The organism is Idiomarina sp. ST20R2A10 (genome assembly GCF_051842345.1).
GTDB lineage: Bacteria > Pseudomonadota > Gammaproteobacteria > Enterobacterales > Alteromonadaceae > Idiomarina > Idiomarina loihiensis.
In genome coordinates, this window is record NZ_JBNIEY010000002.1 from 186,946 (window position 1) to 208,944 (window position 21,999).

The window sequence follows — 21,999 nt, forward strand, 5'->3', positions numbered from 1 at the left end:
GTGGCGACTTTAGTGACTTTTCGTGACAGCTTAATGACTGTAATATGTCATTTTTGTGTCAGTGCTTTTTATTGGCCGGATTGCTTTATTGCGTTATTTCAGTCAATGAATTAGTTTATCCCTATCTGTACAACTCGTTGACCTCAGTCTATGGCAATCAAAAGTATTTCATCCTCCTTATTAACTCGTGTGCTTTCCGTCTACTTTTTGTTGACGTTAATTGTGACCGCGATACAAATTGGAGCCGAATACTTTGATACTAAACGGGTACTGATTGCCGAACTGCAAAACCAGCAAAGCACCTTTAATGGCTCTCTTACTCGTTCGCTTTGGGAGTTTAACAGCAATCAAATTGATACCATTGCCGACGGCCTTATTAGTATTCCCGCTATTGCCGGGGTTCTTATCCGCGACGATGCCGGTAATATTTTGGTGCAGCTGGGCGAAACCACAACTATGAGCGACTTGCCTGACGACAATAGCGAAGGTGCTCTTCTGCCGGAACGCAACGGTATTTTTGGCTACTACGATTCACTCATATTTGAATTTTCGGGCCACTCCACCAAAGTGGGTGATGTCAGCCTGTTTTCGACCCGCGACATTGCTATTGACCGTATTAAAGTGAGCCTTGGCTTTATTATCGGTAACGCCATTATTAAAAGTATCTTCCTTATTGTGCTTTTCACTATTGCCTTTAACCGCATGCTGAACCGGCCACTAAGTGACTTAACTCAGCAAATTAAAGGGTTCCGGCTGGATAACTTAGAGCGCTCCAGAATTCGCTTAGACGACCAGCACAACAATGAACTGGTGCTGGTCGAGCAGGCCTATAACCAGCTGCTGGACAATATTGAAGAATATCAGTCGGATCTGGACCGTACCCAAAAGAAACTTAAAGCCGCTAACCGCCAGCTGGATGAACAAAATGCCATACTTGAACAGGAAGTGGCGCGCAAAACATCCAGTTTAAGTCAGGTTATGCTTGACCTTGAGCAACGCAAGAACGAGCTGGAAATGCGCCAGGAAAAACTGGAGCGCGAAGTTGGCCAGCGCCGTGCAATTGAAAACACATTGCGCCAGTCTAACCAGCGGCTGGAGTCCTCCCTTAATAACCTGCGGGAAACTCAGCAACAACTTATTGAATCGGAAAAAATGGCTTCGCTGGGGGGGCTGGTTGCCGGTATTACGCACGACGTGAATACGCCCATAGGTATTAGCGTTACGGCGTCTTCTTACTTACGCGAAAAACTCGACACTCTGGATCAGTCGCTGCTTAATAAAGAACTGACGCAAACGCAACTGAAGAAGTTTATAGAAGAAGGCCGCGAAAGCCTTAACTTACTGGACAGCAACCTGCACCGCGCGTCCGATCTTATTAGCAGCTTTAAACAAGTGGCTGTCGACCAGGCGTCGGACGCTATCCGCGACATTAACCTGAAAAGTTATATCGAAGACTTAGTTCAGTCTTTGCAGCCTCATCTTAAAAAGACCAACCATCAGGTGCGTCTTGAATGTGCCGATGACATTTTCATACGCTGCCCGGCCGGCGCTTTATCGCAAATTTTCACGAATCTGATTCTTAACTCGCTACGCCACGCCTTTGACGGGATTAGTGAAGGCCTTATGATCATTTCTATCCGGCTTGATGGCGAAACTCTTCAGGTGCACTATTCTGACAATGGTAATGGTTTATCCGAAGCTCAACTTAAGCGGTTATTCGACCCCTTCTTTACCACGAAAAGAGACCAGGGTGGCAGCGGCCTGGGTACGCATATTGTCAGAAACCTGGTCACTCAGACACTGTCTGGTGAAATCAGCGCTGAGAGCGAACCCGGTAAAGGTTTAAACTATTTCTTTTCATTTTCTGTACAGGTTTTAAACTGACAGCTCAGCCCTAACGGGCTACAATCTCTGCCCTTATTTTTGTTTTATTTGTTGCGACAGGAACAGCTTACCTATGTGGTTTAAAAATCTTCGTTTTTATCAATTCAGCGAAACCTTTTCCCTGCCTGATGATTTCTCTGAGCAATTATCTGAGCACAGCTTTCACCCCTGTTCGCGCTCGGACCAAAGCTCATTTGGCTGGTCTTCGCCTTTTGGCGCAGACAATGAAGTACTGACTCACAGCCTGGGTAATTGCTGGTTGCTGTGTGCCAAACGAGAAGAAAAAGTACTTCCCAGCACGGTTGTTAACGCCCAGCTAGATGAAAAGGTACGCCAGATCAGTGAAGCTGAAGGCCGTTCGGTGCCGCGCAAAGAAAAACAAAACTTAAAAGAAGATTTAATACACCAGCTTCTGCCACAGGCATTCAGCCGTTTTCGCCAAAGCTGGGGTTACATCGACCTCGACCGCCAAATTATTGCTATTGATGAATCAGCAGCCAATAAAGCCGAAGACTTTTTAGGTTTGTTGCGTGGTTCGGTCGGCTCGTTACCTGTGCGCCCGGTAAGCCCTAGTGACGCAGTTGAAACTTACCTGACGGCCTGGTTACAAAGTGCTGAATTACCAAACCCATTCGAGTTTGGCGATGAAGCCGAACTGCGTTCGCCACAAGCTGACGGTGGCATTATTCGTTGCAAGCAGGAAGACTTAACCCGTGAGGACATTCAGGCACACTTAGCCGGTGGCAAGCAAGTCACTCGTTTAGGTCTGGTATGGCAGGAAAATTTAGAATTCATTATTGAGTCGGATATGGCGTTGAAACGAGTTAAGCCGACAGACCGTCTGCTCGACGCCAAAGATGATTTGGTTGACCCTAGTCCGGAAGAAAAAATCGACGCCGACTTTGCACTGGTTAGTGCCGAAGTCGGGCTTCTATTTGACGATTTAAAGAGAGCTTTTGGCTAAGAGAGCAAGTCCAGCATTTGGCGGTAGGATTTCTGCACAGACTCCTGCTGCCAAAAATCGTCGGTCTTAATTACCCCCAGCATTTGATACTCAACCAAAGTCACACTGTCCTTATTAGGTTTCACGTTTCCGGTTAACAAGCCAGCCAAATGCACAATGTCACAATAGTTCACGGTTATCGCATCATTTAAGGTCATTCTGCCGTTGTAATAGCACAGCGGTACCTGCACCAGATTTGGCGTAAATTGCCAGTAGCTGAGAATATTACTGCCTAAAGTCGAGCTAAACTGGGTAATACACTCTTTAATAAAAGAAGGGTTGGCGAAACTGTCTTCAAATTCATTCGCCATATGCAAAATTGGGGCAACGCCAATGCGCGACACCATACCAGCTAACAATGCAACGTCCTGATGCAGCCGGTGCCCAATTCCTCTGTGTTGTAAGTCTTCGGTTATAACAACGGCTGCCGCCGCAATTTCTCTGCTTTCAACAATAAACTGCTGAGAAAACATCTGTACTATGTCATTGTCCGGCTTAAACACCTGCTCCATTGCCATTGCCAATGCCAGTGTCCGAATGCGCCGCATACCAATACGAGTTAACGCCTGCATTAAGCTCTCGGCTTTGTTTCTGCCGCCAAGGTACGCACTATTCGCCAGGCGAATAAGCCGTGCTGTCAACGCGGTATCTTGCTGAATAATATGACAGAGATCGTGCAGGTTGCAGTCCGGATCCATGGCTGCGTTGCGCACTTGCTCTGCCGTTTCAGGTAAGCCGGGAAGTTTTAATTCATCACGTCTGAGTCGCTCGTCAATTAGCATGTATAGTGCATTTTGCGATGACATTTTATTTCCTTATTATTATGGTTTTCTTGCTTCTGAAAAAGCTTGGAAGTAGATTAACAGAACTTTACAACAACTCAATTTCTAGAAACGTCATATTATGAAAAAAACACTTTTTAGCTTAGCACCACTAGCACTGGTTTTAATGGGTTGCAGCGAGCCACAAACCACCACACAAAACCCTGATAGCGGACAACAAAATAACTACGAATTAGTTGAGGGGGCAGAACAAAGACTTGATATCTACACACCCTACCAACTAAAAACGGACCTGTCGCATTTATCAAACGAGCAGAAAAAAATGGTCGGTTTACTCATAGACGCGTCAAAAATTATGGACAACCTATTTTGGCAGCAAGCGTTTCCGGGTGATAAACAAAAACTTTTAAACCAGGTTGAAGAAAAAGCCCGGGAGTTTACTGTTATTAACTACGGACCATGGGATAGGCTAAACAATAACCAGCCCTTCTTAACCGGTTTTGAAGACAAACCTGCAGGCGCTAACTTTTACCCTGCCGACATGACCAAAACGGAATTTGAAAACGCCGAGCTTGCGAACAAAGACAGTTTATATACGTTGTTGCGTCGCAACGATGAAGGCGAATTGAAAACAGTAGCCTACTCAGAGGCTTATAAAGAGTCTTTAACTAAAGCCGCTGATTTACTCCGCCAGGCTGCCGATTTAGCAGAAAACAAAGATTTTTCAGAGTACCTGCGTTTGCGCGCCGATGCTTTTTTAAGCAATGAATACCAACCTTCCGATATGGCCTGGATGGACATGACAGGTAACGATATTGATGTGGTTATCGGTCCTATTGAAAATTATGAGGACCATTTATTTGGTTACAAAACCGCTTTTGAGTCTTACGTGTTAATAAAAGATAAGGCCTGGAGCCAGCGTCTGGAAAAGTATGCGGAGTATCTGCCGCAGTTACAGGAAGGTTTACCGGTTGAGCCCGCTTACAAAGCAGAAAAACCCGGCGCTAACGCTCAGCTAAACGCATACGATGTTGTTTACTACGCAGGCCATTCAAATGCTGGCAGCAAAACCATTGCCATTAACCTGCCTAATGACGAAGAAGTTCAGTTAGAAAAAGGCACACGTCGTTTGCAGCTTAAAAATGCCATGCAAGCTAAGTTCGATAAAATACTAGTACCAATTGCCGCGCAACTCATTGTGCCAGAGCAACGTGAAGACATTACCTTTAACGCCTTTTTCGCTAACACCATGTTCCACGAAGTGGCTCACGGCTTAGGCATTAAAAATACCCTGAATGACAAAGGCACCGTACGTTCAGCATTAAAAGAGCACGCTTCTGCTTTAGAAGAAGGAAAAGCGGATATTCTGGGTCTGTACATGGTGACTCAGTTATTTGAGCAAGGCGTTTTAGCCGAAGGCGAACTGAAAGACTACTACACCACCTTTATGGCCAGTATTTTCCGCTCAGTTCGTTTTGGTGCCTCAAGTGCACACGGCAAAGCCAACATGATTCGCTTTAACTACTTCGCCGACGCAGGCGCTTTCGATCGTAACGCCAGCGGTCAATACGCCATTAATATGGACAAAATGCGCGAAGCCATGAACAGCCTGTCAGAAAAAATACTGACACTGCAGGGCGACGGCGACTACAACGGCGTAGCTGAACTGGTTGCAACGCTAGGCGTTGTCAGCCCGCAACTAAAAGCCGACCTGGACAAACTAACCGACGCCGGCATACCGGTTGACGTCACCTTTGACCAAGGCAAAGAGGTGCTTGGGCTTTAACTGGCATCGCGATACGTAGCCTGACATTTATGTCAGGTGGGATGTTGAACCAAGAGCGCTGAGGCTACAGGAGCTACTGTGGAGGACGCCCGTGAATACATCCCTGTAGGGCTTGTGCAGCGCCATCCATGGCGCTGCACACTTCCACAGTAGCTCCCGTAGCCGTCGGGCGCGCTCGTGGCTCAACATCCCACCAAACACCAGTGGCAGATAGGGCCGGTTGCTCACTTGTAAGCGTTATGAGTGTTGAATCTCCTGTGCCGGAGTGTCGAAGGCCAAGGATGGCCTTCGTCAAGCGTTCATGGATGAACTCGTAGCGTCTCCGCCACAGGAGGTTCAATGCTCAAGCGAAACAAGTGACAACCGGCCCCTTCTCACTATTGCACCTTCTGCATATTCGATCTAACATATATATGGAATATCGAATATATGGTGATACCCATGACCACGAAGGTTCTGTTTCTCTGTACCGCCAACTCGGCTCGCTCGTTAATGGCCGAAGCTATTTTGCGACAGTTTGGTAATGATGAGCTGGAAGTTTACAGTGCCGGCACTGAGCCAACCCAGCCTGAACCTAAAGCTCTTGAAGCACTGCAAGCCCTCGGGGTTAGTACCGAAGGGTTAAGTTCAAAGGCCGTTTCAGATTTAAGCATCGATGAATTTGATTACGTTATCAGCTTATGCGACCGCGCCCGCTCTGAATGCCAGCTACAATACAAAGAGAACCACTTTATAGCCTGGGACTTTCCCGACCCGGTAAGCAGCAAAAAAACCAATGCCTTTAAGAAGACCGCTCATGAGTTAAGTGAACGCATTAAGATGTTTTTGCTCATTTTGCGCAAGAACAGTGACAAGCCACATTTATTTAATGCACCGGAAGACTTCTTCAAGATCATGGCAGACCCGCTACGCTTAACCATGATAAGCCTGTTAGCCAAGCACAAAGAGCTGTGTGTGTGCGAGTTTGTTGATGCTACCGCCATGTCGCAGCCTAAAGTGTCGCGCCACCTGGCTCAGCTGCGCGAATATGGGCTGCTGATTGACCGCAAAGACCAGCGCTGGGTTTACTACCAGCTGAATCCGGCACTACCTGACTGGATGCGTAAAATCATTATTACCACCGCCGACTATAACCCCCAACTGATAAAGGATATCGATAATGGGTGTGTTTGAACGTTTTCTCTCTGCCTGGGTAGCCTTAGCTATTATTGCAGGAACGGCCCTGGGGAGCTTCTTTCCAAGCGCTTTCGAATGGCTTTCAGCTTTTGAGTTTGCTCAGGTTAATTTAATTATTGCAGTACTTATCTGGTTGATGATTTACCCCGTCATGGTGCAGGTTAACTTTGCCGCTATCACACAAATAGCGAAAGAGCCCAAAGGTTTAATTCTGACGGTTGTTATTAACTGGCTGGTGAAACCTTTTACCATGGCGTTGGTAGGCTGGTTATTCTTCAAAGGTATATTTGCCGACTTTATTGAACCCGAAACCGCAAACGAATACCTGGCCGGAGTCATTTTATTAGGCGTTGCACCCTGTACTGCCATGGTTTTTATCTGGAGCCAGCTGACCAAAGGCGATGCTAACTACACGCTGGTACAAGTGTCGGTTAACGATATTATTATGATTTTCGCGTTCGCGCCCATTGCAGCCTTGTTACTTGGTGTTACCGATATCATTGTGCCCTGGCAAACCCTGCTATTAAGCGTTGGCCTTTACGTTATTGCTCCGCTTATTGCCGGGTTTATAACGCGCCGGTACATCACCCGCTCAAATTCAGACAGCGATAATGACAACAATAAAGCGCTGGCCAATTTCGACCAGACTATGAAGCCCTGGTCAATCGTCGGTCTACTTCTGACTGTAGTGCTGTTGTTTGGTTTTCAAGCCGAAGTTCTGCTGAAGCGGCCGCTGGATATTGCCATGATTGCTACGCCATTATTGGTACAGACGTACGGCATTTTTGCTATTACCTTTATTATTGCGTTATTAATTAAGCTGCCTTACCGCATTGCGGCTCCGGCCTGCTTAATTGGTACCTCAAACTTTTTCGAGTTAGCAGTAGCCGTAGCTATTTCACTATTTGGTTTGCAGTCCGGCGCAGCGCTAGCCACGGTTGTTGGCGTGCTGGTAGAAGTACCGGTAATGCTCTCATTAGTCTGGTTCGCGAATAAAACCAAACACTGGTTTGCCAGTAATGAGTAATGACGTAGCCTGACATTTATGTCAGGTGAGATAGTTAGAGATTGCACCTGACGTAGTAACAGCAAGTTGAACGCCAGAGGGGATGTTAAACCTTGAGCGCCCTGACGGTTACGGGAGCTACTGCGGAGGTGTGCAGCGCCATGGATGGCGCTGCCCAAGCCCTACAAGGATGTATTCACGGGCGTCCTCCGCAGTAGCTCCCGTAACCTCAGCGCTCTTGGTTCAATATCTCACCTGACGCAATAGCGTCAGGCTACGTCAGAAATACAAAAAGGAGTCTTTTATGACGATTAAGGTTGGAATTAACGGTTTGGGTCGTATTGGTCGTTTGGCGCTTCGCGTGGCATGGGAAAACCCTGACCTGGAAATTGTTCAGGTGAATGACCCCGGCGCTGATGCGGCTACTTTTGCACACTTGCTGAATTTTGACTCGGTGCATGGTCGCTGGGGCTATGAAGCCGAAGGTCAGGACAACGCCATTCAAATTGGTGATGAACGCATAGCTTTCACTCAACACAAAACCATTGCCGAGAACGACTGGAGTAGTTGTGATGTGGTTCTGGAAGCCTCCGGCAAAATGAAAACCGTGAAGGTGCTCAACGACTACCTGTCGCAAGGCGTTAAGCGTGTGGTGGTATCAGCTCCGGTCAAAGAGTCCGGCGCGCTGAACATTGTTTTGGGCGTTAACGACCACCTTTACGATCCGGAAAAGCATCAGATACTCACCGCCGCGTCCTGCACCACCAACTGTCTGGCACCTGTGGTCAAAGTACTGCAGGACAAAATTGGTATTAAGCACGCGTCAATTACCACCATTCACGACTTAACCAACACCCAGACCATTCTGGATGCACCACACAAAGACTTACGCCGTGCCCGTGCCTGCGGCATGAGCTTAATTCCTACATCTACCGGTTCAGCAACGGCCATTGTGGAAATTTTCCCGGAGCTGAAGGATAAAATCGACGGCCACGCAGTACGTGTACCTTTAGCAAACGCGTCATTAACCGACTGCGTGTTCGAAGTGAAGAAATCCACCAGCGTGGAGGAAATTAATGGCTGGATGAAAGAGGCCGCCGAAGGCGAACTCAAAGGCATTCTGGGATATGAAGAGCGTCCGTTAGTATCAATAGATTACAAAACCGACCCTCGCTCAAGCATAGTCGATGCTCTGTCGACTAAGGTTATTAACGGCACGCACGTGAAAATTTATGCCTGGTACGACAATGAATGGGGTTATGCCAACCGCGCAGTTGAACTGGTGGAAAAAGTCGGCTAATGCTCAGTCAGCTGTCGCCGGCTATACGCCAATACTTAATTGTTACGGGTAACTACTGGGCTTTTACGCTGACTGACGGCGCGCTGCGCATGCTGGTGGTGCTGCACTTCCACCAGTTGGGTTACAGTGCGCTGGAAGTGGCTATGCTGTTTCTGTTCTACGAGTTTTTCGGCATAGTCACTAACTTATTTGGTGGCTGGCTGGGCGCTCGTTGGGGGCTCAACAGAACCATGAATATTGGGCTTGGCATACAGATTGTGGCGCTTGCCATGCTGCTGGTACCGGGTTCTATGCTCACCGTCATTTGGGTGATGGCCGCCCAGGCGTTGTCCGGTATTGCCAAAGATCTCAATAAAATGAGCGCCAAAAGCACCATTAAGCTACTGGTGCCTGACGACAAACAAGGTCAGCTGTATAAATGGGTCGCGATACTCACCGGCTCAAAAAACACCTTAAAAGGCGTTGGCTTTTTCCTTGGTGGTTTACTGCTCACGTTAATTGGCTTCCAGGGTGCGGTGCTGGCCATGGCGGTTATGCTTAGCCTGGTCTGGGTAGTCAGTTTAATTTTCCTGAAAAAAGAGTCAGGCAAAGCAAAGTTCAAGCCTAAGTTTAAGGACATTTTATCCAAAAGCCGGCCTATCAATATTTTATCGGGGGCTCGTTTCTTACTCTTTGGCGCACGCGACGTCTGGTTTGTGGTGGCCTTACCGGTGTTCTTAGCCAGCCAGCTGGACTGGAACCACTGGCAAGTCGGCAGCTTTTTAGCCTTGTGGGTTATTGGCTATGGCTTTGTACAAAGTGTTGCGCCTAAATTCACAAAAACGGGCAATGACGTACCTAAAACTCAGGCCGTGGTATGGAATGCGTTACTGACTCTGAGTCCACTCGCGCTTGCTCTGGCCCTGTGGCAGGGCTTACCTGTTACCCAGAGCATTATTATTGGTTTAGGCTTGTTCGGCATTCTGTTTGCCATTAACTCGTCGCTGCACAGTTACCTTATTGTCTCTTATTCTCGCGCCGACGGGGTGTCTTTGGACGTAGGCTTTTACTACATGGCCAACGCAGCCGGGCGTCTAATGGGTACCGTTTTATCCGGCTGGGTGTATCAGCAATGGGGGCTGGTTGCTTGCCTAATGATATCAACACTGTTATTGCTATTATCCACGGCAGCAATTAGCTTTTTGCCCGAGCGGGAGCAGCATCGCGTCTGATATGTCGTAGCCTGACATTTATGTCAGGTGCGATATCTGACCTGACGTAAATGTCAGGCTACTATTAAGGAACCACAATGAAATATTTAGTGTTTTTAGGTACGGTACGTGACAGTACGCCGCCCAAGCCAGCCAGATTGGGCGAACGTGTGGCAAAGGCCTGCGTTAATTACCTGGAACAAAGCTTCGATAACGCAGAAGTCGAACTTATTGACCCTTTAGATTACCCATTTGAGGATGTTTTTAAGCCACATTTTTCATACCATGAAAAAGACGTCCCCGAACAGTTGGACGCTCTGGCTAAAAAGATTGAAGCTGCCGATGCTTACGTTATGGTCAGCCCTGAGTACAATCACTCCATGAGTCCTGCTTTAGCAAACTTACTGAACCACTTCGGTGCGTCTTTGTACTCTTATAAACCCAGTGCCATTGCGACTTATTCGGCTGGTCAGTGGGGTGGCGTTCGCGCGGCGGTTAATATGCGCACCTTCCTGTCTGAATTAGGCTGCCTACCGGTATCCGCTATGATCCACGTGCCTAAAGCGCAAACAGTATTTGAGGAAAACGGCAAATTCACTCAGGAGGTTGAGGACACTGAGCGCTGGATCCAGTATTTCGGGCGCACTCTGAATCAGCTCTTCTGGTGGGCCGAAGCCACACAAAAACAACGCGAAGCGCTGAACCCGCGCAAGCTGGTCAGCGACTTTAAAAGTGACCCCTCACAACGCAATGCCCCAGACAGCGACCGAAAATAATTTTTTCGGTTGTAGTTGGCACATTTTATGCTAAAATTCGCGCTCTTTTTTTGACCAGCCTCAAACCATAAGGAGCCACCTACGTGCTGACGCGTATTACGCCACCCTAGCCGTCACTTTCCTGTCACAGGTGCGCAGTAGGCTGTTCTCTGCTTTTCTGGCCATTCCGGCCGCTTTATAATTACGATTAAAATTTGGTGTTATCTATCTATGTTGAAGTCTATCCAGCAGAACTGGTTTTCTAATATACGTGGTGATTTGTTGTCAGGTATTGTGGTCGCTTTAGCGCTTATTCCTGAAGCCATCGCATTCTCTATTATCGCGGGCGTAGATCCGAAAGTGGGCCTGTATGCCTCTTTCTGTATTGCCGTTGTTATTGCTTTTACCGGCGGTCGTCCGGGGATGATATCTGCCGCAACCGCCGCCATGGCGTTGCTTATGGCGTCGCTGGTCAAAGAGCATGGGCTTGAGTACTTGTTAGCGGCCACCTTACTGACCGGGTTACTGCAAATTGCTGCCGGCTACCTTAAACTGGACGAGCTGATGCGCTTTGTCTCGCGCTCGGTGGTCACCGGTTTCGTAAATGCTCTGGCCATTCTGATTTTTATGGCGCAGTTGCCCGAGCTAACTGACGTAACCTGGCATGTATACGCAATGACAGCTGCTGGCCTAGCCATTATTTACGGCTTCCCTTACATACCTTTCATTGGGAAAATACTGCCCTCTCCGCTGATTTGTATTGTATCCCTAACTATCGTCGCCGTATTCTTAGGTTTGGATATTCGTACCGTTGGTGATATGGGTAAATTGCCGGACACCCTGCCTATTTTCTTATGGCCTGACGTTCCGTTAAACTTCGAAACCTTAGCTATTATCTTCCCTTACTCGGCGGCGCTTGCGGTAGTAGGCTTACTTGAGTCCATGATGACAGCAACTATTGTCGACGACTTAACCGATACCCCCAGCGACAAGAACCGCGAATGTAAAGGTCAGGGCATTGCTAATATAGGGTCAGGTTTGCTCGGCGGTATGGCCGGTTGCGCCATGATTGGTCAGTCCATTATTAATGTGAAATCAGGCGGTCGTACACGGTTGTCTACACTAGTTGCCGGTATCTTCCTGCTGATTATGGTTCTGGTTCTGGACAAACTGCTAGTGCAAATCCCCATGGCGGCGTTGGTTGCCGTAATGATCATGGTCTCTATAGGTACCTTTAGCTGGAGTTCCATTAAGAACTTAAAGAAACATCCGCTGTCCACCAATATTGTCATGGTTACGACAGTTGCAGTCGTTGTTGCAACGCATAACCTGGCTTATGGTGTATTGGTTGGTGTGCTGCTGGCTGCTATGTTCTTTGCTAACAAAATTGGACACTACCTGTACATTAAGTCAGAGATTGACTCTGACGGCATAAAACGCACTTATCGGGTCATTGGTCAGGTGTTTTTCAGCTCATCTGAAAAGTTTCTTGGCGCATTTGATTTCAAAGAAGGGGTTGAGCAGGTTGTAATCGACCTCAGTCAGGCCCATTTCTGGGATATCACCGCCGTTGATGCACTTGACCGTGCTGTGGTGAAGTTCCGCCGTGAAGGTGCGGAAGTAGACGTCATAGGGCTTAACGAGGCCAGTGCCACTATCGTTGACCGCTTTGGCGTACATGATAAGCCCGATGCTGTTGATAAACTGATGGGCGGCCACTAATGGAAAAGGATTCAATAATGAAACATGTTGTTGCTTGTATTGACGGTTCTGCGTCAACTCAATCTGTCTGTGATTACGCCAGTTGGGCAGCATTACGCTTACAAACACCATTAACGCTTTTTCATGTTCTGGACGAAGCGCGTTACCCCACCGAGACTAATATGACAGGTAACATCGGCTTAGGTAGCAGAGAGGCTCTGCTCGAGCAATTAGCGGAGCTTGATCAGCAGCGCAGCAAGTTAGCCTTAGAGCAAGGCCACCACATGCTGGAAAGTGCCAAATTGCGCGCGATACAAAGTGGCGTCGAACATATCAACTTACGCCAACGACACGGCGACCTGGCCGAATCCTTATTAGAAGTTGAGGATTCAATGAGACTGCTTGTTATGGGTCTCCACGGCGAAGAGACGACCCGTACAAATCGCGTTGGAAGCCAACTTGAAACCGTTGTAAGAACCATGCATAAACCTATTCTGGTCGCACCTGAAGAATTTACTCAACCTAAAAATGTGATGTTAGCATTCGACGGCAGTGATTCTTCCCGTAAAGGTATTCGCATGCTTGCGGAAAGCCCTATTTTCAGAGGCCTTCCGTTACATTTGGTTATGGTCGGAGCTGATACCAACGACAGTCGCGCGTCCATCGAAGCAGCATCTAACCACTTGCGGGAGCTGGGACATAATGCGCGATTTGAAATACGCTCAGGCGAAGTTGAGCCTGCACTTCATGCGTACCAGGAAGAGCACAATATTGACCTTCTGGTGATGGGAGCTTATGGTCACTCGCGTATTCGTCAGTTTTTAGTAGGCAGCACCACAACTAGCCTGCTACAGACAACTAACTCCGCTTTATTGCTGCTACGTTAATTGCAGCAGACAAGATGATTTCAAGGAAAATAACATGACGCCAGACTGGGAAGAGTTTGATCTCGATGACCGCTTAATTGCGGTTCTTCGCGATGCTGAACTGAACAAACCAGCAAAAGTACAACAACAGAGTATTCCTGCCGCCCTGGATGGTCGCGACTTACTTATTAGTGCACCGACCGGAACAGGTAAAACTTTGGCTTTCCTGCTGCCAGCACTGCAACATTTGCTGGATTTTCCGCGTCAACAACCAGGACCAGCTCGTATACTGGTATTGGCTCCAACCCGCGAATTAGCTGAACAAATCCATGAACAGGCTAAACAGTTTGAGGCCAAAACCGGGTTAACCTCTGTGGTTGTCACCGGAGGCATCAACTATGGTTCTCAGTTGTCGGTATTAGAGAAGACACACGACATACTGGTTGCGACACCGGGTCGACTAATGGACTTACTTGAAGCCGAACAGTACAACCTGGAAGGCATTGAGTGGCTGATTATTGATGAAGCCGACCGTATGCTGGATATGGGTTTTGCCGCAACGGTCAAAGAAATGGCTCTGCAGGCACGTCATCGTCAGCAGTCATTGCTACTGTCAGCAACGCTGAATAGCTCCGGCGTGATTAAATTTTCCCGCGAGTTATTAACCGAACCCGAGTACATTGATGTGCAGCCTCCCAAACGTGAGCGCGGTAAAATTCTTCAGTGGGTTCATTTAGCGGATACCGACGAACATAAGCGAAAACTGTTAATGAGCGTGCTTCAAGCGCACCCCGGGCGGCAGTTTGTCTTTGTCAGAACACGTGAACGCGTAGAGCTTATTGCAAACTTTCTGCGCAGCCAGTTTGGTACCGGCCGTAAAATTGTGACACTGCGGGGCGATATGCCGCAAAGTGATCGTCAGCGCATTATGAACGAGCTTAAACAAACGACGGAAATTACCTTAGTTGCTACTGATATTGCAGCGCGAGGGCTGGATGTAGACGACATCACTTTGGTGGTTAATTATGACCTTCCTAAGCAAGCTGATGTTTATCTGCACCGAATTGGGCGCACAGCCCGCGGCGGACAAAAAGGAACGGCCGTATCGCTGGTAGAAGCACATGATGCTTTATTACTGGGGCGTGTCGAGCGTTACCTGGACGCCAAACTAGACAGACGAACTATTGAAGGGTTAAAACCTCAATATAAGTTTCCGTCGACAGAAAAGTCCCGCTCGAAGAAAAAAGTGAAGAAGAAAACGGATAAAAAGAAGAAGTCGCGTTAACGCGACTTCTTGCTTAGTAAATGGTGCAAAATAAAATAAGCTACAACGCCACTGGCATCCGCTAACCAATCGTAAACATCAGCGCTACGCCCGGGCGCATAAGACTGGGCTATTTCTATTAATAAGCCATAACAAACCAGAATTAGTAACGACAGTTTAGCTGACAAGGCAAACGCTCTGTGAAAGGTCAGGGCCAGAACAAAGAAGATGCCAAAATGAACCAGCTTATCCAGGTGCGGAATGCTCTGAGCTCCGGTACTTGGAAACTGCCACAAAAAGAGAAAGGTGGCTGTTGATAACACAACAAAAAATAGGGCTCTTGCCAGCATAGTCTACTTCTCTCTAAATTAGGGCTTATAAACCGATACGTTGTTATAGCCATTTTCGTGCAATAACAAAGCCTGCATCCGGCTCATAATGCCTTGGTCACAGTACAGCAAGTATTCCCGGCTTTGATCCAGTTCAGCAAACTGAGAGGCTAATTTGAAAAATGGAATTTCAATAACCTCAACTTCTACTGACAAGGGTGCTGCTTCAATTTCTTCATCGTTTCGAATATCTATGATGGTTGTGTCGCTACTGAGTTCCGTTGTGGTATCCGGCAGCGCCAGCTCTGCGTCCGTTTGCGTCGCTATATCCTGCATGCTCAGTACGTTTGACGCCCGTACCACCTGATCCAGTAAATCTTTGTTAAGCTTCGCTTCTTCGGCTTCGATAACCGCCGGAATGGCTTTCACTGTCGGCTTATTAGAAATAACGCCACAATATTCAGGAATGGATTTAGCCAATGGCTCGGTGCCGATGCGCTTTGCCTCATCCACAATTTCCTGCTTGTCTTTGGTTATTAGCGGACGTAAAACCAATGCCGATGTCGCCTGATCAATCACTTTTAAATTGGACAGGGTCTGACTGGATACCTGCCCCATAGCTTCACCCGTTACCAGCGCCTGCGCTTTTACATAACGAGCGACTTTATCCGCAGCCCGCAGCATTTGCCGTTTTAACACCACGCCCATCTGACCGTTATCCACGTTTGTCAGAATGTCATCAACAATAGGGGCAAAATCAACACTGATAAACTTAATGGGGTGCGAGGAGCTGTAGCGCTTCCACAAATAATAAGCTATTTGACGCACTGCCACTTCATGGGCGTCACCACCTAAATTAAAAAAGCAAAAGTGAGTTCGCGCACCGCGCCGGATAAAATCATAGGTTGCAACGCCGGAATCGAAGCCACCGCTTAGCAATGACAGTACGGTTTCCTGAGTAGGAATAGGAAAACCACCTAAGCCATTAATTCGTTCCCCCACCAGGTGCACAATCTGGTTGGTAATTTGCAGCGCAATGTCCAGGTCCGGGTTAGAGAGGTTTACAGAAGTATCAGGAACACGTTCCAGCAAATAGCCGCCGACGTAACGTTCTAGCTGTTGTGAGCTGAACTCGTGATTACCTTTGCGCTTAACCCGCATAGCAAAGCTTTTACCCGGCAAGCGCTTTAACCAATGCTCACCAACCAGCTCGGCAACCGCATCAAAATCGGTTAGAGGCTGTTCTATAACTTCGGCAAACCAGGAAATACCAGGGGTGTTTTGCAAAATTTCTTTGATTTCACTACGTACCTTTGAGTCGTCGCCATCAGCGGACACTTCGATGCGATCCCACAGCCATTTAACGTATACCGAGTCGTCAACCGGAGCCAGTATTTTACGCAGGTTATTGGTCAGTACTTTACCGTAACGCTTACGAACAGAACGGCTTTTAATGGTAATTTCAGCGTGCAGGCGAACAACAAACTTCATAGCAAAATCGTCAAGTCTTTAGGAAAGTGGGCAATTATACGTGTCCTGCCCGGCAGAAACCAGCGCTCAGTCGATAACATCAACCGGGTCAGATTCTGCCGCTTTACCTTGCATTATCAATATTTCAACACGACGGTTTCGCTTGCGGTTTTCTTCCGAGTTATTCGGCACCAATGGCTTAGTATCCGAGTAACCCATAACCACCAGACGATCTTCGCTAAAGTCATCCACTTTCAGCATTTCTTCTGCAACCGCAACCGCTCGCTTACTGGAAAGATCCCAGTCCGATGAGTAGATTTCCGATACCAGTTTTTCATTATCACTGTGGCCAGAAATAGTGACCTCACCCGGAATATCTTTCAGTGCCCCGGCAACCTGCTGAATAATAGGCCGGAACTGCGGCTGTAAAAATGCCGAACCTTCAGGAAATGAGCCTTGTTCACGTATGCGAATAATAATTTGCTGACCGTGCTGCTCAAGCTCAATAGTGCCGGCTTTAATCTCATTCTCAAGCTGCCGCTCGATACGACGCATAAGCTCCTTAGATACCTGCGTCATAGCCTCAGTGTTTTCTGCTTCTGCTTCTTTTTGGTCGTCTGCGCTGTCGGACTCCTGACCGCCCCGCTCGGTTTGCTGACCTCCGGCAAAGTCGGACTCACCTTCCTGAAATTCCAGCATCTGCTGCGTCATTTCTACGGTCTGCTGCTGGATAGTTTCAATGGGCGTTGGCTCTGGCCGCCCGGGACGGAACTCCTGAGCGATAACGCTGGTACCCTTAGGAATGTCTTTGACTTCAATTTTATTTTGAACACCTAAAGCGTATTTCATTGAACCGGCTATTTGCTTAAATTTCAGCACGTCCATTTCGGAGAAAGCCAATAACAGCACAAAGAAGCACATGAGCAAGGTCATGAGATCGGCAAAGGTTGCCATCCACATAGGCAATCCCGGCGGCGGACAGTTGCAGTCCTCTTCTTCTTCGTCTCTGACTTTCTCTGAGGCCATAACTACTCGTCCTCATCCTCGTTACCAATACGCTTAGATTCAGCTAAGTAATTACGTAAAATGCCTTCAATGACACGAGGGTTCTGACCGTCCTGAATACCTAAAATAGCATCCAGTATCAGTTGCCGGTTCAGCTTTTCCTGTTCGGCTCGTAACAACAACTTATTCGCAATAGGAATAGCAATAACGTTGGCTAAAAAGGCACCATAAAGGGTTGTTAACAAAGCAACGGCCATAGCTGGTCCTATCGCTTTCGGGTCATCCATATTAGACAGCATCGCAACCAGACCAATCAGGGTACCAATCATACCCATAGCCGGGGCGACATCGCTCAGTATTTTAAATACACGGGCACCCTCTTCGTGGCGGGCAAAACTCATCTTTATGTCTTTTGACAAGGTTTGGCGGACAACTTCGGCATCGTGGCCATCAACCAGCATGTCTACGCCTTTACGAAAAAACTTATTCGGAATTTCCGCTTCTTCTAGTGCCAGAAAGCCACCTTTACGCGCCGAATCAGCCATTTCCACAGCCGTGTCGATAAGCTCTTGCGGGTGTTCAATTTTAAAGAAAAACGCCTTAACAACCACTTTCCCCGTACCCAGAAACTGGCTTAGAGAAAAGTTCGCTAAGGTTATAAATAATGAACCGCCGAATACGATAAAGAATGAGCGAGTATCTAAAAACAGACCAATATCCCCACCCAGAACCATAGCAACAATGACAAAGCCAACGGCACCGATAATTCCTACGAGCGTTGCTATATCCACTCAGCCTTCCTCCCCGATTTGAGTTTTCATTTATGCTGCTGTGCTCATTCTTAAACAATCGCGTCGCGCTTACAAGCGACATCTGTTCATCTTACACAGGAATAATGAGATCATCGGCTGACATTCCGGATTCTTTATCGGATAATTAACTTTCATTCTATTAGCAATGCGGCTCATCACAGATATTAAGGCAGACTCAGCTATGGCAGACGAACAGAAACAGCAATCCTTTGAACAGGCTCTGGAGCAGTTAGAACAGCTGGTTAATGAACTGGAACAAGGCGACTTACCGCTTGAGCAATCGCTGAAGAAATTCGAACAAGCCATTGCCTTATCACGTTCCAGCCAGCAGCAGTTGCAGCAAGCCGAGCAAAAAGTGACAACCTTGCTGGCCGAGCAGCAATCTGAAACTGATGAAAGCAATGGAGAACTGATGTGACGATTAACTCGTTAACAGCAGCAACACGAGAACAAGTCGATACCTTCTTAAAGCAAACGCTTGCGCAGTTAACCCTGAATTCGCGTCTGAATCAGGCCATGCAGCACGGTGTGTTAATGGGCGGAAAACGTATTCGCCCTTACCTGCTGATGACTGTTGCCGATATTTGTGGCGCTAATAAAAACGATGCTCTTAGAGCCGCCGCATCAGTGGAATTAATACACGCGTATTCGTTAATTCACGACGACTTGCCAGCAATGGATGACGACGACTTGCGCCGTGGTCAGCCGACTTGCCACATTGCTTACGACGAAGCGACAGCCATTTTAGCCGGAGATGCGCTACAGACACTGGCTTTTGAAGTCTTAACCGAAAACCGTATGGAACAATTGCCCAGTGAACGACAGCTGCAATTGGTTCAGGTACTGGCTAAAGCCAGCGGTGCCCGCGGAATGTGTGCAGGTCAGGCAATAGATTTACAGGCGACAGCTAAAATCCTCACTGAAGACGCTCTGGAGCAAATGCATTTAAGTAAAACCGGCGCGTTGATAACAGCCGCCGCCACTATGGGTGTGTTGTGCGGTAATAACAATTCACAACAATGGCGGAAAAAGTTTGAGCAGTTCGCTCATTACCTGGGGCTGGCATTTCAAGTACAGGATGATATCCTCGACGTAACAGGTAACACTGAAGCTCTGGGCAAACCTCAGGGTTCAGATACCGCGTCTGAGAAGTCAACTTACGTGCGTTTGCTTGGGATAGAAGGTGCTCAGCAACGCCTGCAAAACTTACACCATAAAGCACTACAGTCGTTAAGCGATATCCCTTACAATACAGACAGACTTGAACAATTTTCCGACTTGCTGTTAAAGCGGGACCACTAACTGAATGACTCAACAATATCCGTTACTTGATAAAATTAACTCCCCCGCTGACCTGCGCCGTTTACCGCGGACGCAATTGCCGCAACTGTGCGCAGAAATTAGACAGTTTTTATTAACCTCAGTGAGCCAAAGCAGCGGCCACCTCGCGTCAGGTTTAGGCACCGTAGAGCTTACGGTTGCCCTGCATTATGTGTATCACACACCAGAAGATAAGCTGGTTTGGGACGTTGGCCATCAGGCTTACCCACATAAAATTCTGACCGGGCGTAAACAACGGTTGCACTCTATTCGTCAAAAAGACGGGCTTCACCCTTTTCCCTGGCGCGAAGAGAGTGAATACGATGTGCTCTCAGTCGGGCATTCAAGTACGTCTATATCAGCAGCGTTAGGCATGGCGGTAGCAGCGCAAAGGCAAAGTCTACGACAAAAAGTTGTCTCCATTATCGGCGACGGTGCAATGACCGCCGGTATGGCATTTGAAGCCATGAATCATGCTGGTGATATAAAACCAGATATGCTGGTGGTGCTGAACGACAATGACATGTCTATTTCAGAAAACGTTGGTGCTCTGAACCATCATTTCGCCCGCCTTTTATCTGGTCGTTTTTATACCTCGCTGCGGGAAGGCAGCAAAAAATTACTCAGCCCGCTGCCTCATATTCGTCATTTTGCCAGCCGTGCCGAAGAGCACATGAAGGGCATGATGGCACCGGGCACTATTTTTGAAGAGCTGGGATTCAATTACATAGGACCGATAGACGGCCATGATGTTGATACTCTGGTTGATACGTTATCGAACATGCGCAGTTTAGGCGGCCCGCAGTTGCTGCACATTGTGACGCAAAAAGGCAAAGGTTACCGACCTGCAGAGAAAGATCCTATTGGTTACCATGGCGTGCCAAAGTTTGATCCCAAAGAGTCCAGCCTGCCTGAGAAAGCACCGGGTATTCCCAGCTATTCTGAAATTTTTGGCCAATGGCTGTGCGATACCGCAAGTAATGACAAGTCGCTAATGGCAATAACACCGGCCATGCGTGAAGGCTCTGGCATGGTGACGTTTTCACAGCAATATCCACAACAGTACTTTGACGTGGCTATAGCTGAACAGCACAGTGTGACTTACGCAGCGGGCCTGGCTATTTCAGGACTGAAACCGGTTGTCGCCATTTACTCCACCTTTTTACAGCGCGGTTATGATCAGCTCATTCACGATGTCGCTCTGCAAAACCTTGATGTGCTCTTCGCCATTGACCGTGCCGGTATTGTCGGTGCCGATGGCCCCACTCACCAGGGCGCATTTGACTTAAGTTACCTTCGTTGCATACCTAACATGGTGGTAATGGCTCCCAGTAATGAACAAGAGTGTCTGGACATGCTAACCACCGGGTATCAGTACAAAGGTCCGGCAGCGGTTCGTTATCCCCGTGGAGCCGGTGTTGGTCTGGAGCTTCGTAAGGGTAAAGTTATTGATATAGGAAAAGCTCAAACCCTTACTGAGGGGCAGAATATTGCTTTCCTTAATTTTGGTACCCTGCTGCCGGAAGTGGAAGCAGCGGCAGCCAAATTTAATGCCACCGTTGTCGATATGCGTTTCATAAAACCTCTGGACACAGCTTGTCTGGACCAGTTAATGACAACCCATTCAGTGCTGGTAACTGTAGAGGAAAATGTCATAGCAGGCGGCGCAGGCAGTGCCGTGAGCGAATACGTAGCCCAACACAAAGCAAGCCCGCAAGTGTTAACAATAGGCTTACCGGACGAGTTTATTAAACATGGTTCGCAAGGTGAAGTTCGTGCCGAACTGGGTCTGGATGCCGCAGGTATTGAGCGGCAGGTGGATGACTTTGTTAAGAAAAGCTGAAGTATGACAAGGTCAGGTTTGCTTTAGCCCAGCAGACCTGACAACCACCAGCCTAAATGCAGTAATACCGCCGAGAAAATACCTGCCAGCACGTCATCCATCATAATACCGTTGCCGCCACTTAGTTTTTTATCTGCCCAGCCAATTGGCCCGGGTTTCCAGATATCAAAAATGCGAAACAACACAAAGGCCGCCAGCAACCAAAAAGGCTCTACAGGCAGTGCGAACATAGCTACGGCATAGCCAACTATCTCATCCCAGACAATTGAGGGATGATCATGGGCTCCCATGGCCTTAGCCGTATACTGACATATCCAAATACCGGCCAGCGTCATTACCACCAGAGCCAGCAGGTATTCCCACCAGTTAAGTTGAGCTAATAGAAAAACAACCGGAATACCAATAAGGGTTCCAAAGGTACCAGGAGCTTTAGGGGCGAGACCTGAGCCAAAACCCAACGCAAGCCAGTGTACGGGGTTAAACCATGATAGTTTCGCATGAGACATG

General features: G+C 47.9%; 20 protein-coding genes. 14 read left to right on the forward strand and 6 right to left on the reverse strand.

Going from position 1 to position 21,999, the window contains the following annotated elements; genetic code table 11:
* Positions 1 to 150 precede the first annotated feature (150 nt).
* Positions 151 to 1,884, forward strand: a complete 1,734-nt coding sequence (locus ACP7H9_RS05075; protein WP_439222307.1) for an ATP-binding protein — start codon at positions 151 to 153, stop codon at positions 1,882 to 1,884.
* 73 nt (positions 1,885 to 1,957) lie between these two features.
* Positions 1,958 to 2,848 (forward strand): recombination-associated protein RdgC, encoded by an 891-nt coding sequence (rdgC, locus tag ACP7H9_RS05080; protein WP_011235349.1) that lies wholly within the window; start codon positions 1,958 to 1,960, stop codon positions 2,846 to 2,848.
* On the opposite strand, the gene ACP7H9_RS05085 is transcribed toward rdgC, so the two are convergent.
* On the reverse strand, positions 2,845 to 3,693 hold the full coding sequence (locus tag ACP7H9_RS05085) for an HDOD domain-containing protein (protein ID WP_011235350.1): 849 nt from the start codon (positions 3,691 to 3,693) through the stop codon (positions 2,845 to 2,847). The two genes, rdgC and ACP7H9_RS05085, sit on opposite strands and share 4 nt — an antisense overlap.
* Before the next feature lie 97 nt (positions 3,694 to 3,790).
* Here ACP7H9_RS05085 and ACP7H9_RS05090 point away from each other — a divergent pair, with 97 nt between their 5' ends.
* From ACP7H9_RS05090 to srmB, 9 genes are all read left to right on the forward strand, one after another.
* Complete coding sequence (locus ACP7H9_RS05090; protein ID WP_011235351.1) at positions 3,791 to 5,455, forward strand: dipeptidyl-peptidase 3 family protein; 1,665 nt, start codon at positions 3,791 to 3,793, stop codon at positions 5,453 to 5,455.
* A 441-nt stretch (positions 5,456 to 5,896) separates the two neighbouring features.
* Positions 5,897 to 6,628: a metalloregulator ArsR/SmtB family transcription factor gene (locus ACP7H9_RS05095; RefSeq protein ID WP_273025204.1), complete on the forward strand. Its 732-nt coding sequence runs from the start codon at positions 5,897 to 5,899 to the stop codon at positions 6,626 to 6,628.
* Positions 6,615 to 7,658, forward strand: coding sequence for an ACR3 family arsenite efflux transporter (gene arsB / locus ACP7H9_RS05100; protein WP_439222308.1), 1,044 nt, complete (start codon positions 6,615 to 6,617; stop codon positions 7,656 to 7,658). Before ACP7H9_RS05095 ends, arsB begins: the two co-directional genes overlap by 14 nt.
* 283 nt (positions 7,659 to 7,941) lie before the next feature.
* Entirely contained in the window at positions 7,942 to 8,937 is a 996-nt protein-coding gene (locus tag ACP7H9_RS05105; RefSeq protein WP_110014122.1) for an ArsJ-associated glyceraldehyde-3-phosphate dehydrogenase, read from the forward strand.
* Positions 8,937 to 10,148: an organoarsenical effux MFS transporter ArsJ gene (arsJ, locus tag ACP7H9_RS05110; protein WP_110014123.1), complete on the forward strand. Its 1,212-nt coding sequence runs from the start codon at positions 8,937 to 8,939 to the stop codon at positions 10,146 to 10,148. Before ACP7H9_RS05105 ends, arsJ begins: the two co-directional genes overlap by 1 nt.
* 77 nt (positions 10,149 to 10,225) lie before the next feature.
* Entirely contained in the window at positions 10,226 to 10,903 is a 678-nt protein-coding gene (locus ACP7H9_RS05115) for an NADPH-dependent FMN reductase (protein ID WP_439222309.1), read from the forward strand.
* Between the two features lie 210 nt (positions 10,904 to 11,113).
* Entirely contained in the window at positions 11,114 to 12,604 is a 1,491-nt protein-coding gene (locus tag ACP7H9_RS05120; RefSeq protein ID WP_439222310.1) for a SulP family inorganic anion transporter, read from the forward strand.
* Between the two features lie 17 nt (positions 12,605 to 12,621).
* Positions 12,622 to 13,470: a universal stress protein gene (locus ACP7H9_RS05125; RefSeq protein WP_439222311.1), complete on the forward strand. Its 849-nt coding sequence runs from the start codon at positions 12,622 to 12,624 to the stop codon at positions 13,468 to 13,470.
* Between the two features lie 34 nt (positions 13,471 to 13,504).
* Positions 13,505 to 14,734: an ATP-dependent RNA helicase SrmB gene (gene srmB, locus ACP7H9_RS05130; RefSeq protein ID WP_011235359.1), complete on the forward strand. Its 1,230-nt coding sequence runs from the start codon at positions 13,505 to 13,507 to the stop codon at positions 14,732 to 14,734.
* On the opposite strand, the gene ACP7H9_RS05135 is transcribed toward srmB, so the two are convergent.
* The 4 genes from ACP7H9_RS05135 to pomA all read right to left on the reverse strand — a co-directional run bounded on the left by ACP7H9_RS05135 (position 14,731) and on the right by pomA (position 18,308).
* Positions 14,731 to 15,063 (reverse strand): VanZ family protein, encoded by a 333-nt coding sequence (locus ACP7H9_RS05135; RefSeq protein ID WP_034822257.1) that lies wholly within the window; start codon positions 15,061 to 15,063, stop codon positions 14,731 to 14,733. The two genes, srmB and ACP7H9_RS05135, sit on opposite strands and share 4 nt — an antisense overlap.
* A gap of 18 nt (positions 15,064 to 15,081) precedes the next feature.
* Positions 15,082 to 16,533, reverse strand: a complete 1,452-nt coding sequence (gene thiI, locus ACP7H9_RS05140) for a tRNA uracil 4-sulfurtransferase ThiI (RefSeq protein WP_439222312.1) — start codon at positions 16,531 to 16,533, stop codon at positions 15,082 to 15,084.
* A 66-nt stretch (positions 16,534 to 16,599) separates the two neighbouring features.
* Positions 16,600 to 17,538, reverse strand: coding sequence for a flagellar motor protein MotB (locus ACP7H9_RS05145; protein WP_439222313.1), 939 nt, complete (start codon positions 17,536 to 17,538; stop codon positions 16,600 to 16,602).
* 2 nt (positions 17,539 to 17,540) lie between these two features.
* Complete coding sequence (gene pomA, locus ACP7H9_RS05150) at positions 17,541 to 18,308, reverse strand: flagellar motor protein PomA (protein ID WP_034822251.1); 768 nt, start codon at positions 18,306 to 18,308, stop codon at positions 17,541 to 17,543.
* 202 nt (positions 18,309 to 18,510) lie between these two features.
* On the opposite strand from pomA, the gene ACP7H9_RS05155 reads away from it, so the two are divergent.
* From ACP7H9_RS05155 to dxs, 3 genes are read left to right on the forward strand one after another with little or no spacing between them, the layout of a single operon-like run.
* Entirely contained in the window at positions 18,511 to 18,747 is a 237-nt protein-coding gene (locus ACP7H9_RS05155; protein ID WP_034822249.1) for an exodeoxyribonuclease VII small subunit, read from the forward strand.
* Positions 18,744 to 19,631 (forward strand): polyprenyl synthetase family protein, encoded by an 888-nt coding sequence (locus tag ACP7H9_RS05160; protein ID WP_034822247.1) that lies wholly within the window; start codon positions 18,744 to 18,746, stop codon positions 19,629 to 19,631. The genes ACP7H9_RS05155 and ACP7H9_RS05160 overlap by 4 nt, the downstream gene beginning before the upstream one ends.
* A 4-nt stretch (positions 19,632 to 19,635) precedes the next feature.
* Entirely contained in the window at positions 19,636 to 21,492 is a 1,857-nt protein-coding gene (gene dxs, locus ACP7H9_RS05165) for a 1-deoxy-D-xylulose-5-phosphate synthase (protein WP_439222314.1), read from the forward strand.
* Between the two features lie 23 nt (positions 21,493 to 21,515).
* Here the strand turns inward: dxs and ACP7H9_RS05170 are convergent, their stop codons facing one another.
* The gene (locus tag ACP7H9_RS05170) at positions 21,516 to 21,998 is read right to left on the reverse strand and encodes a phosphatidylglycerophosphatase A family protein (protein WP_439222315.1); all 483 of its coding nucleotides are present in this window, start codon (positions 21,996 to 21,998) and stop codon (positions 21,516 to 21,518) included.
* Position 21,999: the final 1 nt, after the last annotated feature.

Coding starts and splice junctions, on each gene's coding strand:
- ACP7H9_RS05075 (WP_439222307.1), top strand. CDS start 151: ATGGCAATCAAAAGTATTTCATCCTCCTTATTAACTCGTGTGCTTTCC.
- rdgC (WP_011235349.1), top strand. CDS start 1,958: ATGTGGTTTAAAAATCTTCGTTTTTATCAATTCAGCGAAACCTTTTCC.
- ACP7H9_RS05085 (WP_011235350.1), bottom strand. CDS start 3,693: ATGTCATCGCAAAATGCACTATACATGCTAATTGACGAGCGACTCAGA.
- ACP7H9_RS05090 (WP_011235351.1), top strand. CDS start 3,791: ATGAAAAAAACACTTTTTAGCTTAGCACCACTAGCACTGGTTTTAATG.
- ACP7H9_RS05095 (WP_273025204.1), top strand. CDS start 5,897: ATGACCACGAAGGTTCTGTTTCTCTGTACCGCCAACTCGGCTCGCTCG.
- arsB (WP_439222308.1), top strand. CDS start 6,615: ATGGGTGTGTTTGAACGTTTTCTCTCTGCCTGGGTAGCCTTAGCTATT.
- ACP7H9_RS05105 (WP_110014122.1), top strand. CDS start 7,942: ATGACGATTAAGGTTGGAATTAACGGTTTGGGTCGTATTGGTCGTTTG.
- arsJ (WP_110014123.1), top strand. CDS start 8,937: ATGCTCAGTCAGCTGTCGCCGGCTATACGCCAATACTTAATTGTTACG.
- ACP7H9_RS05115 (WP_439222309.1), top strand. CDS start 10,226: ATGAAATATTTAGTGTTTTTAGGTACGGTACGTGACAGTACGCCGCCC.
- ACP7H9_RS05120 (WP_439222310.1), top strand. CDS start 11,114: ATGTTGAAGTCTATCCAGCAGAACTGGTTTTCTAATATACGTGGTGAT.
- ACP7H9_RS05125 (WP_439222311.1), top strand. CDS start 12,622: ATGAAACATGTTGTTGCTTGTATTGACGGTTCTGCGTCAACTCAATCT.
- srmB (WP_011235359.1), top strand. CDS start 13,505: ATGACGCCAGACTGGGAAGAGTTTGATCTCGATGACCGCTTAATTGCG.
- ACP7H9_RS05135 (WP_034822257.1), bottom strand. CDS start 15,063: ATGCTGGCAAGAGCCCTATTTTTTGTTGTGTTATCAACAGCCACCTTT.
- thiI (WP_439222312.1), bottom strand. CDS start 16,533: ATGAAGTTTGTTGTTCGCCTGCACGCTGAAATTACCATTAAAAGCCGT.
- ACP7H9_RS05145 (WP_439222313.1), bottom strand. CDS start 17,538: ATGGCCTCAGAGAAAGTCAGAGACGAAGAAGAAGAGGACTGCAACTGT.
- ACP7H9_RS05155 (WP_034822249.1), top strand. CDS start 18,511: ATGGCAGACGAACAGAAACAGCAATCCTTTGAACAGGCTCTGGAGCAG.
- dxs (WP_439222314.1), top strand. CDS start 19,636: ATGACTCAACAATATCCGTTACTTGATAAAATTAACTCCCCCGCTGAC.
- ACP7H9_RS05170 (WP_439222315.1), bottom strand. CDS start 21,998: ATGTCTCATGCGAAACTATCATGGTTTAACCCCGTACACTGGCTTGCG.